Annotated in this window: 13 protein-coding genes; 2 read left to right on the forward strand and 11 right to left on the reverse strand. The window is 69.6% G+C overall.

Features of this window, described 5'->3' with window-relative positions; translation table 11 throughout:
• The 4 genes from IEZ01_RS05330 to IEZ01_RS05345 form a co-directional block, all read right to left on the reverse strand.
• A complete protein-coding gene (locus tag IEZ01_RS05330) occupies positions 1 to 714 on the reverse strand; it encodes a response regulator (protein ID WP_189200152.1) in 714 nt (237 codons plus the stop codon).
• A gap of 130 nt (positions 715 to 844) precedes the next feature.
• Positions 845 to 1,018 carry a hypothetical protein gene (locus IEZ01_RS05335; RefSeq protein WP_189200154.1) on the reverse strand — a complete coding sequence of 58 codons (174 nt, stop codon included), beginning with the start codon at positions 1,016 to 1,018 and terminating at the stop codon, positions 845 to 847.
• Positions 1,019 to 1,143: 125 nt separating this feature from the next.
• Positions 1,144 to 4,035 (reverse strand): AfsR/SARP family transcriptional regulator, encoded by a 2,892-nt coding sequence (locus IEZ01_RS05340; RefSeq protein WP_229832716.1) that lies wholly within the window; start codon positions 4,033 to 4,035, stop codon positions 1,144 to 1,146.
• Positions 4,036 to 4,321: 286 nt separating this feature from the next.
• Positions 4,322 to 5,254 carry an ATP-grasp domain-containing protein gene (locus IEZ01_RS05345; RefSeq protein WP_229832702.1) on the reverse strand — a complete coding sequence of 311 codons (933 nt, stop codon included), beginning with the start codon at positions 5,252 to 5,254 and terminating at the stop codon, positions 4,322 to 4,324.
• Between the two features lie 413 nt (positions 5,255 to 5,667).
• On the opposite strand from IEZ01_RS05345, the gene IEZ01_RS05350 reads away from it, so the two are divergent.
• Together IEZ01_RS05350 and IEZ01_RS05355 are read left to right on the forward strand one after the other, a co-directional pair.
• Positions 5,668 to 6,216 (forward strand): DUF1062 domain-containing protein, encoded by a 549-nt coding sequence (locus IEZ01_RS05350; protein WP_189200159.1) that lies wholly within the window; start codon positions 5,668 to 5,670, stop codon positions 6,214 to 6,216.
• Positions 6,217 to 6,316: 100 nt separating this feature from the next.
• Complete coding sequence (locus IEZ01_RS05355) at positions 6,317 to 7,060, forward strand: VOC family protein (protein ID WP_189200161.1); 744 nt, start codon at positions 6,317 to 6,319, stop codon at positions 7,058 to 7,060.
• A gap of 150 nt (positions 7,061 to 7,210) precedes the next feature.
• On the opposite strand, the gene IEZ01_RS05360 is transcribed toward IEZ01_RS05355, so the two are convergent.
• From IEZ01_RS05360 to IEZ01_RS05390, 7 genes are all read right to left on the reverse strand, one after another.
• Complete coding sequence (locus IEZ01_RS05360) at positions 7,211 to 9,796, reverse strand: amino acid adenylation domain-containing protein (protein WP_189200163.1); 2,586 nt, start codon at positions 9,794 to 9,796, stop codon at positions 7,211 to 7,213.
• Positions 9,793 to 10,533 (reverse strand): hypothetical protein, encoded by a 741-nt coding sequence (locus IEZ01_RS05365; protein WP_189200166.1) that lies wholly within the window; start codon positions 10,531 to 10,533, stop codon positions 9,793 to 9,795. The genes IEZ01_RS05360 and IEZ01_RS05365 overlap by 4 nt, the downstream gene beginning before the upstream one ends.
• The gene (locus tag IEZ01_RS05370; RefSeq protein WP_189200168.1) at positions 10,526 to 11,263 is read right to left on the reverse strand and encodes a thioesterase II family protein; all 738 of its coding nucleotides are present in this window, start codon (positions 11,261 to 11,263) and stop codon (positions 10,526 to 10,528) included. The genes IEZ01_RS05365 and IEZ01_RS05370 overlap by 8 nt, the downstream gene beginning before the upstream one ends.
• Complete coding sequence (locus IEZ01_RS05375; protein WP_189200169.1) at positions 11,257 to 12,501, reverse strand: cytochrome P450; 1,245 nt, start codon at positions 12,499 to 12,501, stop codon at positions 11,257 to 11,259. Before IEZ01_RS05375 ends, IEZ01_RS05370 begins: the two co-directional genes overlap by 7 nt.
• The gene (locus IEZ01_RS05380; RefSeq protein WP_229832704.1) at positions 12,498 to 14,309 is read right to left on the reverse strand and encodes a non-ribosomal peptide synthetase; all 1,812 of its coding nucleotides are present in this window, start codon (positions 14,307 to 14,309) and stop codon (positions 12,498 to 12,500) included. The genes IEZ01_RS05375 and IEZ01_RS05380 overlap by 4 nt, the downstream gene beginning before the upstream one ends.
• A complete protein-coding gene (locus IEZ01_RS05385; RefSeq protein ID WP_189200171.1) occupies positions 14,258 to 14,464 on the reverse strand; it encodes an MbtH family protein in 207 nt (68 codons plus the stop codon). Before IEZ01_RS05385 ends, IEZ01_RS05380 begins: the two co-directional genes overlap by 52 nt.
• Positions 14,465 to 14,549: 85 nt before the next feature.
• Entirely contained in the window at positions 14,550 to 15,734 is a 1,185-nt protein-coding gene (locus tag IEZ01_RS05390; protein ID WP_189200173.1) for an MFS transporter, read from the reverse strand.
• Positions 15,735 to 15,774 lie beyond the last annotated feature (40 nt).

The following is a 15,774-nucleotide window of genomic DNA, read 5'->3' on the forward strand; positions in this document are numbered from 1 at the left end:
TCAGCTCGCCCGCAGGCCCTTCCCCGACACGACCCGCTCGTCGCCCAAGGGCTGTCCGGCCGAGTGGATGAGTCCGGTCCGGTAGGCCAGTGACACGAGCTCGGCGCGGTCGCGTACACCGAGCTTGGTGCGTACGCGATAGAGGTGGGTGCGGACCGTGGCCTCGCCGATGATCAGTTCGCGGGCCACCTCCTCGGTGGACATACCCCGTGCCACCATCTTGGTCACTTCCCGTTCCCGCGGGGTCAGCTCGGTCACCTCCGGGCACGCCGCGGCGGCCTGGGGCTCGGGCTGCGCGCGGAACCAGGTGACCAGGCGTTGGGCGATGTTCGGCGCGAGCATGGTCTGCCCGGCGGCTGCCGCCTGGATCGCGGTGATCAGCTCCTGCGGGCTCGCGTCCTTGCCGAGCAGACAGCTCGCCCCGGCATGCAGCACGTCGCTCACCGTCTTGTCGGCGTCGGACGCGGTGAACACGACGACGTTGGGCGGCTCGTCCTCCTTGCCGAGCCGGCGGATCATCTCAAGTCCGGATATTGTCTGGAGGTTCAGGTCCGTGACCACGACATCGGGCCGCGTGGTCCGCACGAGAACGATGGCTTCCATGCCGTTCTGGGTCGTACCGATCACGTCGATGTCGGGCACCGCGTCGAGGAGGGTCTTGAGACCGGCCGCGATGACGGGCAGATGGTCACAGATGAGCACCCGGATGGGCATGGTGTTCCCCTCGATGAGGATTGGGCGGAAGGGACGCGAGTCCACCGCCCGATGCGGTGTCGACTCTCAGCGGTGACTCTTGCGGGCTGCTGGACTGCTGGACCGCAGCCGGTGGCTGCGGCCCACCGGCTCAGCCGTTGCCGTTGTTGTCACCCGGCCCGCCGGTCTCCTCGTCCGTCGAAGAGGCGAAGGCGACTATGCGCGGCTGGACCGTGTCCGAGGCGCCGGCATCGGCGGTGGCCGCGAATCCTCCCAGAACTGCCCCGAGAGCGATGGCAGCGGCGGCGACAGGAGTGAAGCGCATGAGTGAACTCCTCCGGAAAGACAGATCATTTCGACTCCGCTGATGCTCCCGATCCGTCTTCCCGGTCCGTTCCCCTCTGGACACCCGCCCGGTCCCCGAGGCGTGGACCGGCCGACGACCGGGAGTCACCGTGCAGAATCCGGCACGTTCATGAGAGCGAAGAGCTCCCCCGCGGCCGAGCGGTGCTGCCGGGCCACCTGCGGAAGTCCCTGAGCCTCGGTGGTACGGGCGAGACCCCACAGCGCGCTCGCCTCGTCGTAGCGCAGCTCCATACGGCAGGCGATCTCGTGGGCCAGGAGCTGCTGAGCCTGTGCGCTGTCCAGGTCCCCCTGCGCGTACAGCACGCGCCCGACCGAGAGGTGTACGGCGGCACGGTGGATGTCGTCGGTGCTGCTGGCGGCCTTGACGAGCGCGTGTCCCGCACTGTCCGCCGCCTCGTCCAGCTCACCGAGGCGCACCAGCACGTCGGCTCTGCGGGCGAGGACCAGCGGCAGCACGGAGGGCATGCTCATGCGCTGACACCGCTCCAGCGCCGCGTCGGCCCGGGCGAGCGCCTCTTCGAAGCGGCCCAGTCCTTCGATCGCCTGCGAGAGATTACTCAGCGCGTCCACGGAGAGCTGGATCTCCTTGATCGAGTCGAAGATGGCCACCGCCCGCTCCGCCGACTCGACGGCCTCCTCGAACCGCCCCAGCCGCACCTGGATCAGGCTCAGCGTGCTCAACGACGAGCCGTCGAGCCGGGTAAAGCCGAGTTCCTGCGCGACCGCGTTGGCCTCCTGACACAGCCGCAGCGCGCGCTCCAGCTCCCCCATGCTGTTGTACGCCTGTCCCAGCCGGGCCCGGCACTCCGCCTCGCTGTGCACGTCCTCCATCAGCCGGGACAGCTCGACGGCCTCCTCCAGCCGGTCGACCGCGTCGCGCAACTGCCCCAGCCGCCACTTGCCCATGGCCAGGTTCATCAGATTCAGCCGGGTCAGGGAGCGGTCTCCGAGCTGCCGTGACGCGCTGACGCCTTTCTCCAGAGCCACGTTGGCACTGGCGTCGTAGCCGCGAATGCTGGAGTGGAAGCCCAACTCACGAGGCAGCCGTGCGGCATGCCACAGCAGTCCCGCGTCGTATGCGGCGTCCACCGCCGCCAGCAGGCTCTCGCGATGCTGGTCGAGCCACTGGAGCGCCTTCTCCTTGCGGTCGAATTCGTCACGGACCCGGCCTTCTCCGCCGTCCTCCCCGAAGCGGCGCCGTCCGGGGAACAGCGTGTCGCAGGCACGTTCCGCCGTGCTCAAGTAGTGATCCAGCAGTCGCCGCACCGCCTGCCCGTCCTCCGGCGCCCGCTGCCCCTGCGCGACACGTTGCACGAAGCTGCGCACCAGATCGTGCAAGGCGTACACCCCCGGCTCCCGGGCCTCCAAGAGCCGTACGTCGACAAGTTCTTCGAGCACGTCCTCGGCCGTCATGACATCGGTGTCCAGCAGCGCGGCGGCTTCCTCGGTGTCCAGATAGCGTCCGGGGTGGTGTCCCAGAAGCCGGAAGGCAGTCCGCTGGTCGGGTGGCATGGACTGGTACGACAGCAGCAGCGCGCCCGCGACTCCGCGGCCCTCGCTGGTGAGCTCGTCCAGGCGCCGGTCGTGGTCCCGCAGCCGTTCGACGAGTCGCTGGACGGTCCAGTGGGGACGGTTCGCCAGCCGGGCGGCGGCGATCCTGACCGCCAGCGGGAGTCCTCCGCACAGCCGCAGCAGCTCACGGGCCGCCTCCGGCTCCTTCGCCACGCGCGCGGCGCCCAGGGTGTTGCGCAGGAGCTGGTGGCTGTCCAGCTCCGGAAGGGCGCCCACGGAGTGCCACTCCACACCGTCCAGTCCGGTCAGCCGTGGGCGGCTGGTGATCAGGACCAGGCTGTCGGACGAGGCGGGGATCAGCTCCCGCACCTGCTCCGAGGCGGCGGCGTTGTCCAGCACCAGGAGCATGCGACGGCCTCGCATGTAGGACTGCCACCGCGCGGCACGTCCCGCCGGCACCGTGGGTATCTCGTCGCTGGGGGTGCCGGCTGCGGCGAGCAGGTCTCCTTGCGCCTGGAACGCGCTGAGCGGCGTCTGGCCGGGGGTGAAGCCGTGCAGGTCGATGAAGAGGCTGCCGTGCGGATACCGCTCGGCGAGCTGATGGGCGGCCCGGACGGCGAGGGCCGTCTTGCCGCCACCGCCCATGCCGTCGAGTGCCAGGACCGTCGGCGCGCCCTCCGGGGTCCGTCTGGCCGCTTCGCAGATCCACTCCAGCTCGGAGCTGCGGCCGGAGAAGTCGGGCACGTCGAACGGCAGCGCGTGCGGAGCCTCGGTCACCTGGCGCGCGACACGGGACACGGCGCGTTCCGGGCGGGTGAGCGAAGGGTCCTGGCGCAGGATGCGTTCGTGCAGTCCGGTCAGATCGACGCCGGGATCGATGCCGAGTTCGTCCGCGAGGTAGCTTCGGGCGCGGACGAACTCGTCCAGTGCGGCGGCCTGTTGCCCGGAGTGGTAGAGGGCGAGCATCAGCCGGCTGCGCAGGGTCTCGCGCAGCGGGTGCTCGTCGACGAGCACCCGCAGCTCACCGGTGATCTCGGCGGCCTCGCCCGCGTCGATGCGCAGGTCGTAGAGCTGCTCGGCAGCGGTGAGCCGTTGCTCCTCCAGAGCGGTCGAGGCGGCGTCGACCACACGGCCGCCGGAACCGGCCAGCACCGGCCCCCGCCACAGGGCCAGCGCCTCACGTAACTGTGCGGCGGCCCGCTGCGTCTCCCCCGCGTCCAGTGACGCCCTGGCCTGTTGCAGCAGTACCTGGTAGCGCAGCAGATCAAGCTGCTCGGTGTCCACGACCGCGCGGTAGCCGGGCCCGTCGGTGACGATGATGTCGGGACCGCACGGAAGGCGGCTGCGCAGCTTGGCGACCGTCTTTCGCACCTGATGCTCGGCGCTGCCCGGCGGCTCTTCGTTCCATGCCGCCGCCACCAGACGGGAGACGGGGACGACGCGTCCGGCCTCCAGAAGCAGCATCACGAGAACGCGACCTTGGAGAGCTCCGTTGACCGATATGCGTTCGCTGCCGCAGCGGACTTCCAGAGATCCCAGAACCGCGAATTGTGGTCTGGGACTTGTGTGGTCCTGATTATGGCTTGATATCGCAGCCCTCACCTGATCCTCCCCCGCCAGCGATGAGATGGACACACACCACTGCGAGAGTAGGTCATCTCGTGCAGCACAGGCACCAGGCATGCTCAGTCACGCGTACCGCCCCCGGTCTCTTACCAGTTCCAGACCGAACATATCCACCAGGAGCACGTCATCGGGCGGTTAGCCGGATATCGGCGACAAGGTCCTGTCGCGCTTTGGCGACTCGTTCGCGGGTGAGTTCCGGTGTGGCCCCCTCGACCACCACGTAGGCGCGACGGGCGCGCGGATCGCCGACGGGGGCGATCCAGTCGCCGACGGTGTAGGGGAATCGGGCGCCGCACACCCACGGGGTCACGGCGATGTCCTCCGTGCCGGTGTACGTCTCCAGCCGCCCCTCGGGCAGCAGGAAGAAGCCGACCTCGGCATACCGGGAAGGGCTCGGCACGACGGGGCGGTCCCCTCGAAGGGCCGTGAACACCGCCGCCTCCAGGTCGAACCCGCGCGCGATCTCGATGAGCAGGGGGATTCGGTCGGCGCCCGGACGCGCGCGGCAGGACACGATCCGGGGCCCGGCGGGCAGCAGCGCCACCTGCGTGCTGGCCAGGCCGAAGCGGTATCCGCACGCCGTCAGCCGCTCGTCGACCACTGCCTCGATGATCTCTTGCTCGTCGTCGGCCAGAGGCGCCGGATGGAGATGGCCCGTGACGAGGAAGTGCGGTGGCCCTGTGGTGCGTTCGGCCGTCATGCCCACGACATGATGGGCCCCGTCCAGGGTCAGCGTCTCGACGCTCACCCGGGGGGCCTCGGCAGGGGCCCAGTCGTCCCGTTCGCAGACCTGGAACCGTTCGTACACCGCCGGAGGGTTCGGGGACAGGCCCAGCCGCCATGCCTCCCGGACCACCGGCAGGACGGAACCGCCGTGTCCGCAGTGCAGCACGGTGTCGATGCCATGGCGCCCAGCGGTCCGCGCGACGGCATCACGCAGCCCGGCCTCGTCGGCAAAGTCGGTCAGCAGCAGCTGCTCGGAGACCTCTTCGATGCGTGGCTCGAAGTCGACCTCCAGCTGCGACGGATCCCAGACCGACCAGATGCGGAACCCCAAGTCAGCGCCCTTCCGCACAAGTTGATGACTTGGCATGATCAGGAGCAGCCTGAACTGCGATTTCCGCGCGGAGTATGCACACATACACGCCACTGTGTACGGCGGTCTTCCCGCCCGGTTCCCCTTCCCTTCCCCCACCGGGCCGATTCGGCCACCGACCGGCTCAGTAAGCGAGATGCGCAGCCGCGGCGGCGGAAGGTCAACGCCAGGCGTCCCGGCGGATGAACCTCACGCGGAGGCGCTGAGCGCCGGTGCGTCCGTAACGTCCGTTGCAGTCGCCGGCAGGCCGCCCAGTCAGGGAGATGCCGTTGTACACCCTGTGAGACCTCCCGAGCGCTGATTTGTCGCGCGTCGCGCAGATGCGCCGCGCTGCCTTTTGCCGAGGACTTTCTCACTGAATCGGGTGTACCTCTGTGCTCAAAACCTGGGTAGTCGAACCCGTCTGTCTTCCGCTCATTCGCCGCCGTTGCCACGCATGCGCGTCCGAAAGCTTTCGGACAAGCGGCAAGTTCCGCGTCAACGCGAACCACAAGCGCCTCGACGTGTGGCTCCTCGCACTCTGTACCGCCTGCGGGGAGACGACGAAGCTCACCATCATGGAGCGGATGAACGTGCGCTCGGTACGTCCGGATCTGCTGGACCGGGCGCATGACAACGACCTGTCTCTGGCAGCCGAGTTGCTCCAGGATCCGGCCGTGCGGCGCCGGAACCGCATCTCCCTCGACTGGGACGACGCCTGGCGTCTCGACACCGGCGGATCGGCTCACCTGGACCGCGAAGTGATTGACGTCTCGGTCCGCTTCGCGGCGCAGATCCCGGTCCGGCCGGTGCGACTGATCGCCGAGGGGTGCGGCCTCTCGCGGTCCGAGGTCGAGAGACTGCTCACGGAGGGGAGTCTCGTGTCGGCGGTCCGGCTGGGCGGCAAGCTCTCCAGCGACTTCGCCTTCACTCTCAAGCGCTGAACCTCCGATCGACCGCCGCACGGCTGGTGAGCGCGTCGGTCCCTGTCCGGCCGCGGCATCCGCGCCTGCCGTTGGTAAGCGGCCGCATAGGATCGCCGGCATGGCACTGCGACCTGCTCATGTGAACATCAAGGCTCTCGATCCCTCGGCGGTCGGCCGGTTCTGGGCGGCGGCGCTCGGCTGGACCGCGTACAGCCCCGGCGTGACCACCTACATCGGACCCGAGGGCGGCCTCGTCTGGCCTGACCCGGTCGTCCTCGGCATCGACGTCGTTCCCGTCCCGGCGCTCAAGTCCACGGCGAAGAACCGTGTGCACCTCGACCTCGCGACCACCTCCGCGGACCATCAGGCGGAGCTGGTCGCGCGTCTCCGGGCCCATGGTGCGACGCCCGCCGACGTGGGTCAGGGCGACGTACCGTGGACGGTCCTCGCCGACCCCGAGGGCAACGAGTTCTGCGTGCGGGAGCCGCGGGAGGTCTACCGGGACACCGGCCCGATCGCCGCGGTGGTGGTCGACTGCGCCGATCCGCGGGTCATGGCCCGGTTCTGGGGCGAGGCGATGGACTGGACCCTGCACGAGGTGACCGGCGAACGCGCGGTGCTGCGCTCCGCCAAGGGTGTCGGCCCGTATCTCGAGTTCCTCCGCACACCCGGCGCGAAGACCGCGCCGGACCGCGTCCATCTCGACCTGCTGCCGTACCCCGGTGACGACAAGGCGGCGGAGGTGAACCGGCTGCGGGCCCTCGGCGCCACCGACCTCGACCTCGGCCAGGGCGACGTTCCGTGGACGTGCCTGACCGACCCCGAGGACCACGAGCTCTGTGTCCTGGCCGTGTCCTCCTGACGCGGCGACGGGGGTTCGGGGGGCGTACGTGCCCACGGGCGCTGCACCCCATGTGCTGCCGGAGGACCCCGCCCGGCCGCCACCGCGAGGGCGGCGAGCGCGGAGATCAGCCCGGCGGGGGCGTCCGATCCGGTGTCGGCGAGGCCGCAGTCAGGATCCGGGGCGCTGCACCCCGGCCTGCCCCGGACGGTCGTCGTCGGGTCCGGGGCACCCGGCCCGGTCGCGGACGGGGTGGGATCCGGCTTCCCGGGGGCCGCCGGCGAGCGCGGCCGCCAGGACAGGTCCGATCTGGGCCAACGCCGGGGGGCGCATCATCCGGAGATGTGTGGTGGCGATCTCGTGGGTCGTGATGCGGCCGCCGATGTGCTGACGCCAGGCGTCGGCCAGTGCATTCGGCCCGGCCGTGCACAGCAGCAGATCGCCGCCGAACCGGCCGGGGGTGAAGCGGTCACGCAGCAGGCTGCTGTGCCCGACGGTGGCGGCGATCCGGGCGATCGTCTCCTCCGGCAGGCAGGCATCGCCGATCTCCTCAGCGAGGGCCTCGTCGAGGGCGTTGTCGGTGAGACCCTCCGCCTGCATGCCGTCGGTTTCCGCGGCCACCGGCGACACGTCCAGAACGGCAAGCAACGCCACCTGCTGCCCTTGCCGCTCGAGTTGGACCGCGATCGCGTGGGCGACCAGACCACCGAACGACCAGCCGAGCAACCGGTACGGTCCACTCGCTTGTACCGTACGGATGCGGCACAGATAGTCCGCCGCCAGCTGCTCGATGGTCTGCGGCAGGACGGAGTCGCCGCTCAAGCTCGGTGCCTGCAGTCCGTACAGCGGCGTCTGAGGATCGAGGTGGTGCAGCAGGCCGGCGTAGGACCAGCTCATCCCGCTGGACGGATGAATGCAGAACAGCGGTGGCTGGCTGCCGTGCCCGCGCAGCTCGAGCAGTACGTCATGGGCCCCGCCCTCAGTGGTTTGCCCCGCGACCAGCCGCGCGAGCGCGGCCGGTGTCGGTGCCTCGAACACGGCGCTGACTCCCAGCTCCACCCCCAGCGCGGTCCGCACCCGGCTCACCAGACTCGTCGCCACCAACGAGTGACCGCCGAGGTCGAAGAACCCGTCGTCCGGGCCGACTTCGTCGATGCCGAGCACGTCGGCGAACAACGTGCACAGCACCGCCTCCACCGGCGAGCGCGGGCGACTGGCCGACACCTCGAACGTCGGTGCGGGAAGCGCCCGCCGGTCGACCTTGCCGGTGGGCGACAACGGGAACTCCGTGGAGACCATGACCACCGCCGGCACCATATGGGCGGGGAGATGCCGGGAGGCGAACTCCCGTGTGATCACGCCGAGCTGTGACGGGTTCACCGAACCGGTCGCCCTGCCCGGCGTGACATGCCCGACCAGGCATGGCTCGCCCCGACCGTTCGTGCCGGCGACGACGACTGCGTCCGCCACACCAGGGCACCGGGCCAGCACCGACTCGACCTCGCCCAGCTCGATCCGGAACCCTCGGATCTTCACCTGGTCGTCCATCCGCCCCGAGTACTCCAAACCCCAGCGCCCCCAGCGCACGAGGTCGCCGGTCCGGTACAGCCGCTCGCCGGCACCACCGAACGGATCCGGTACGAACCGGTCGGCCGTCAACCCGCCACGACCCCAGTAACCCCATCCCACGCCCACGCCACCCACGTACAGCTCTCCCACCACACCGGGCGGTACCAGGTTCAACCCGTCGTCCAGGACGTAGCATCGAACGCCGGGGAGCGGCCGGCCGACCAGGCCGGTCGCGGCAGTCCGGTCGGGTTCGAGGGCGGCGTGGGTGACATGCACCGTGGTCTCGGTGATTCCGTACATGTTCACCAGCTCGGGCTTGCCCGGACCGTGCCGCCCGTACCACTCCTCCAGCCTCGCCAGATCGAGCGCCTCGCCGCCGAACACCACGTAGCGCAGAGCCAATTGGCTGGAGGTGACCGCGTCCTCGGCATCGGCTCGTGCCAGTTCGTAAAACGCCGACGGGGTCTGGTTGAGGACGGTGACCCGCTGGTCGGCCAGCAGCCGCAGGAAGTCCGGCGCGGATCGGGCGGTGTCGACCGGAACCACCACCAGCGTGCCGCCGTGGAGGAGCGCGCCCCACAGCTCCCAGACCGAGAAGTCGAACGCATAGGAGTGGAACAGTGTCCAGACGTCGTCCTGGCCGAAGTCGAACAGTTCGCGGGCGGCGGCGAACAAGGCCATGACGTTGGCGTGTGCGACGACGACTCCCTTCGGTCGTCCTGTCGACCCGGAGGTGTAGATCATGTAGGCGGCGTCGCCAGGATCTCGCACGACCGACGGAGCGCCGTCAGAGGTGTCCGCCAGCCGGGCCGCCACGGCCGGATCGTCCAGCAGGAGCACGGATTCCCCGGACCGGAGCGCCTCCGACGTGCCGACGACCACGACCGGGTCGGCGTCCCGCACCATCCACGCGACACGTTCCTCGGGATAGCTCGGATCCAACGGCAGATAGGCCGCGCCGGTCTTCACCACGGCGAGCAGCGCCACCGGCAGGTCAACGGACCTCGGCAGGCACACCCCGACGAACGCGCCGGGGCGGGCGCCGGACCCGGTCAGCAGGTGGGCCAGCTGGTTCGCCCTGCTGTTCAGTTCCCGATAGGACAGGGACCGTTCACCGCACACCACCGCGACGGCGTCCGGTCGTCGGCGCGCCTGCTCCTCGAACAGGTCGATCAGGTTCGTAGTCACGATGGAAGGCACTCCCTTTTCCTCGGCGCCGGATCGGAAGAAGCACTGAGCCGGACCCAGGTGGCCTCCGCCCGGCCGAACTCGGTGCCGTCAGGACCGAACAGCGCGCTGGCCACCCGCGCGGTCCGTCCGACGGTCGCGATGTGCTGGGCCACGACGATCGTTGGCTCGCCGGACGGTGGGACCGCGTGGACGCGCGCGGACATCCTGCCGAGCACGTACGGAGAACCGCTCTGGTCGAGGGTCCAGCCGCCGGGGCAGTCCAGCACGGCCCACATGGTGTCGAGGTCCGGGTCACCAGGGGTCCAGGTGCACGCGACGACACCCGGAAGACCGTCCACGCCCCCAGGAGTCAGGTGCAACGCAGCCGGGTCGGTCCTGGCGGTTCCACACACCAGGCACTCCGGGAACGGGTGCGCCGCCGCACCCTTGAAGAACGCGCTCGCTCGTTCCGCGGCGGCGACGGCGACGAACGGTGCCACTGCCGGCTGGTCGTGCCTCGCAGCGGAAACCGTCGCGACGAGCTCGTCCTCGTGCCAGACGAGTGCTCGCCCGCGATGCGCGCGGACGGCCAGCTCGGTGTCGAGTGGTGGGGCCGCGTGCAACTGGACCACCGCGGCCGTCCCGACCACATCGACGGCGATCCTGGCGAACATCCCACAGGCGTATCCACCGTTCGCGCTGCCGGGTGGACCGTTGTGAGTTCCGGCGATCCGGCAGGTCCGCAGCTCAGTCATCCGAGGCCATTCCCTCGGCGAATTGCGTCAGCAGCGCGGCCGGGGCGTCGAGGAACGTATGGTGCACGCCCGGCAGCACCACTCGGTGGACCTTCTTGGAGTACTCCTCCCACCCGCTCATGAGCTCGGGAGCGACCTCCTGGTCGGCCGACCAGCCGATCGTGGTGATCGAGGTGTCCAGCAGCACCGGCTCGACCCGCTGGTAGGCCTTGTTGGCCTCGACGTCCGCTCTCAGCACCTCCGTGACAAGGTCCAGAACGGTGTCGTCGAGCTCGCTGTCGCTAAGTGCGAACAGCTCCGCTCGAAGTTGTTCATCCGTCATCGTCAAGTAGCTGCCGTAAGGGCCTTCGTGAGGTGCGACCTGGGAGGAGCAGAACAACTGCCGTGGCATCGGCAACCCTTCGCGGTGCAGCACAGCGGCGATCTCGAACGCGATCAGCGCGGAACTGCAGTGCCCGAAGAGTCCGAAGGGACGGTCCATGACGGGCAGCAGCGCCTCGACCACGTCCTCCGCCAGCTGTTCGTAAGTCCCGAAGTGCGGCTCCCGCAGCCGGTTCTCCCGGCCCGGCAACTGCACCGGGCAGAGTCCGGTAACGCCCGCGACGTCCGGCCATCGGCTGAACATGGAGGCACCCGCGCCCGAGTAGGGCAGGCAGAAGATCCGCGACGGAGTCCCCGGCAGCGGCCGGGGCAGCCACCTGCGCAGAGGAACAGCCGATCCGTTCACCATGGCCGTACTCCTCGTGCCGTCACCGGCAGACTGGTATATCCCGCAATGAAGTTCGACCGCAGCCGCACAGGTTCGCCGACGACCTCGATGTCGGCGAAGCCGGTCAGCAGCTCGTGGAACAGGACCCGCAGCGCGACCCTGGCGACGGTGTGCCCGACGCAGTAGTGCGGGCCGACGCCGAAGGCAACGTGCTTGTTGGGGCGCCTGCGGATGTCGAACGTGTCGGGCCGCGAGAACACGGCCTCGTCCCGGTTGGCCGAACCCAGCCACGCGACGACCGCGTCGCCCGCGTGCACCGTGACCTCACGGATCCGCACGTCCCGCGTGGCGTAGCGCATGAAGTGCTGCGCGGGCGAGGACCAGCGCAACGCTTCTTCCACCCCGCTCACGAGCAGGTCCGGATGCGCCGCCCAGTCGGCCAGCGCGTCGGTTCCGGCGAGCTCGAGCAGTACGGCGCTCGGTGGCTGGGCGGTGGTCACGTTGGCACCGAGCAGCAGGCTGTAGCAGTTGGACACGATCTCACCCGGTGTGAGCCTCGCTCCGTCGACACGCATGCCCAGCAACACGCCGATCAGGTCGTCGCCGGGGGCGGCGCGCCGCTCCGCGACCACGTCCTGGAAGTAGGCGAACAGCTCGCGGTGTGCTCTGACGAGTGTCCTCTCCGGACCGCCCGGGCCGACGAAGGCCGGGTCGTCCGGAGCGATGGACGCGGCCGTCAGCCGGGTCAGCTCGGGCCAGTCCGACCGGGGAAGCCGCATCCACGAACCGATGACCGCCATCGGCATGGCCGCCATGGCCGCAGCGAAGTCGAACACGCCGCCGTCCTTCATGGGGGCGAGCAGTTCCCGGATCAGGGACCGGATACGCGGCAGGTCGCGCTCCACCTCCTTGACCGACAGGGCGCGCTGCAACGGTTCCCGGAGCCTCGCGTGCCGGGGTGGGTCGGTGACCGCCATCTGCCGGCCACCGGCCGGGTCGCCCTTGCCGAGGAGGGTGAGCAGCGATCCCTTTTCGGAGGTGAACGTGGCGTGGTCGCGCAGAACGTGTTGTACGTCGTCGTACCGGGTCACGGACCAGAACCCGTCGTCGCCGACCGGATGCCGGCTGACTGGCGCCTCCCGTCGCAGGGTCCGCCAGACGGCGTGCATGTCCGTCGTGGCGAACGTGCCCGGCTCGAACAGATCGATCTCCGGGCCGGCGTGCATCGGGCACCGGCCCGCCTCTACGGCGACGGTCATCGCGGCGCTCCGCTCCGCATGGCGGTTTCCAGCTGTTCGCCGAGCTCGCCGAGGGTCGGCTGCAGGTAGAGGACGCGCGCCGGAATCGTGACACCGAATTCCGCCCGCACCGCGCCCAGCAGTTCCGTGGCGTTCAGCGAATGGCCGCCGAGGTCGAAGAAGTCGTCGTCGGCGCCGATCGGCTCCACACCGAGCACGCCTTCCCACAGCTCGGCCAGACGGTGCTCCACGTCGGTCCGCGGCGCGACGAAGTCGTTCGGCACGTTGCGTGCCATCAGGTCCGGAACCGGCAGCGCGCCACGGTCGATCTTCCCGTTGCTGGTCAACGGCAGGTTGTCCCGCACCAGAACGGCCCACGGGATCATCGGCGCCGGCAGGATCGCACGCAACTGTTCGCGCAGTTGCTCGCCCCAGTGTGGCGGTGGTGCGTCCTCCGGTACGACGTAGGCCACCAGTCGTTTCGTGCCGTCTGCGGCGGTCCGCACAACGACGGCGGTTCGGCTGACCCCTGGCAGGCGGTGCAACGCGGTTTCGACGGACCCGGGCTCGACCCGGTGGCCGAGGATCTTGACCTGGTCGTCGACCCGACCGACGAACTCACAGGCGCCGTCGGGCCGCAGCCGGACGATGTCGCCGGTGCTGTACATCCTCGCCCCCGGCTCACTCGTGAACGGGTCGGGAACGAACCTGTCGGCCGTGGCACCCGGCTGACCGAGATAACCGAGAGCAAGCCCGGCTCCCGACACGTACAGCTCGCCGCAGGCTCCTGCCTCGACCGGCTGCAGTTCGGAGTCCAGCACCGCTGTCCGCGTGCCGTTGACGGGCGTTCCGATCGGAATCGTGTCGAGGCCGTCCCCGGCAGCGGCGCTGGTCGTCCAGGTCGTGGTGAAGGTCGTGTTCTCGGTCGGACCGTATCCGTTGGTGAACGTGATGTTCGGATGCGCCGCGAGCAGACGCGCGACCGGACCTGGCTGGATCACGTCGCCGCCCGCGACGAGGTGACGCACGCCGGCGAACCCGCCGATGTCGTGCGCGACCATCTCGTGGAACAGGCCGGCCGTCAGCCACATCACTGTCACACCGTGCTCACGAACGGCTTCCGCCACCCCGTCCAAGGTCATCCGGCCGGACGGCGCCACCACGAGGTGGCAGCCGTGGGTCAACGGTGCCCAGATCTCGAAGGTGGAGGCGTCGAACGCCAGTGGAGCCGCCTGGAGGAACACGTCGTCCTGGCGGACGGTCATCCAGTTCATGTCCGTGACGAGTCTGAGGACCGCGCGGTGCGGGACCATCACGCCCTTGGGCCGCCCGGTCGAGCCGGACGTGAAGCTGACGTAGGCGAGGTCGTCGGCGGTGGTGCTCGCCGGAGCGCCGGAGGACCGGCTCACGGCCGACGGCGAGAGCGTGGTGAGCCGGCTGGGAACGCACCCGCGCAGCTCGTCGTCCGCCACGACGAACTCCACGCCGGCGTTCATCAGCAGGTCGTTCCGCCGCTGTGGCGGGTCGTCGGGGTCGATCCCGACGTAGGCGGCGCCGGCCCGAAGGATCGCCAGCAGCGCCGAGATCATCCCGGTGGACCGCCTCATCAGGACGCCGACGACGTCGCCCCGCCGGACCCCGGCCGTCGTCAGCGCGTCCGACAGCCGGTCTGCCCGGCGAACGAGCTGGTCGTAGGTCAGCGTCTCGCCGTCGAACGTGACCGCGGGAGCCGAAGGATTCCGAAGGGCCTGCCGGACGACGCGTTCGTACAGCATTCTTAATTCCCTTCCATTCGCCTGCGGACACTCAGCGGCCTCATGTCGGTCCACACAAGGTCGATGTGGTCCAGGCATTCCTGCCGAGACCCGCGGAATCCTTCGGCGACCCACCCTGCCGGAACTTCGCGGTCGGCCAAGAGAATTGAGTACTGTTCCTCACCGTTGAGTACGACGATGCAATCGACGTTGTCGTCGATGTCCACCATGATCGACCTCCGCATTTCGTCGACAAACAATGTTGACCGTTGCGAGACACCGTCCGACCGCATATTTCTCTGCGATCGGACCTTTCTATTTCTTGCTGCCGCGAGCCGTCACCACCACCACGACCGCGACCAGTGGTGCCAGTCCCGCCAGGAGCAGACCCGCCCCGGCGCCGAATCGCGTCACGAACCAACCGGTGACCGGGCTGGCGAGCGCGATACCCACGTAGCCGATGGCGGAGAAGTATCCGAACGCCTCCGCCAACCGCTCCGGCGGAGCCTGTTCGGAGACCAGCAGAATGACCGCGCTGTCGCCCGGTGCGAAGGCCAGTCCGGCGACCAGAAGGCAGCTGACGGAAACCCACAACTGAGGTGTCGCAGCAGCGCTTGCCATGAGGGCGCCGTACGCGGCCATCAGTACGCACGCCACCGTGCGGGTCTTCACCTTCCGCAACGGGTTCGTCGACGGCAGGGCGGCGTAGACCGAACCACTGATCGCGCTGGTGGCGAAGAGCCCGGCGAGCACGAGGCCGCCGTTCGTCGCGGCCTCACCGTGATCAGTCATCAAGGCCGGCAGCGCCACGTCGAGCGCGCCGAGGTTGATCCCGATCCCCGCGTTGAGCACGAGCGGCGCCCACAGCCACCCGAGCAACGCGCGTACCGAGGAGTGCTGCCGCGTCGGGCTGCCCGGTTCCCTCCTCGGCAGCGTCCAGCTGAGCAAGGCTCCCCCGGCCGTCACCGCGGCCACGACGCCGACGCATGCCTGCGGTCCGACCGCGGCAGCCACCACGGCCGCCAGCGCTGGACCACCGATCCACGCGACCTGCACCGCGACCGCGTCGACCGCATATGCCTGTGTGAGCTGTGTGGAGTGGAGGAAGTGGGGCAGGACCGACCGGTAGGCCCCTCCCACCCCGGAGCCGGCGCACGCGGCCAGGACGACGAACACCAGCAGCAGCCACAAGGGAGCACCCGCGGCCGCCGCGATCGACGTGGCGACGAGTCCGGCGGCCGCCGCGAGCAGTGACCACCCGAGGGCGTTGGGCAACAAGGCCCGGTCCATCTGCCGGCCCCGCCACGGAGCGCACAGCGCGTAGGTCATCGCACTCGCGCCGCTGAGCAGTCCACTGCCCACGAACGACCCGGTCGCCTCGTGCGCGGTGAGCACCAACGCGACCGGAAGCGAGGTCTGCGGCAGCCTGGCCAGAGACGCCGCAGCCAACCACCGCAGCCAGATCGGCTGGTGCCGCAGCGGCTTGGTCGGCGCGTCCATCGGTGGACCGACAGTGTCCTGCACGTGGTGACTCCTCATC

The sequence above is a fragment of the Streptomyces purpureus genome (assembly GCF_014648195.1).
GTDB lineage: Bacteria > Actinomycetota > Actinomycetes > Streptomycetales > Streptomycetaceae > Streptomyces > Streptomyces purpureus.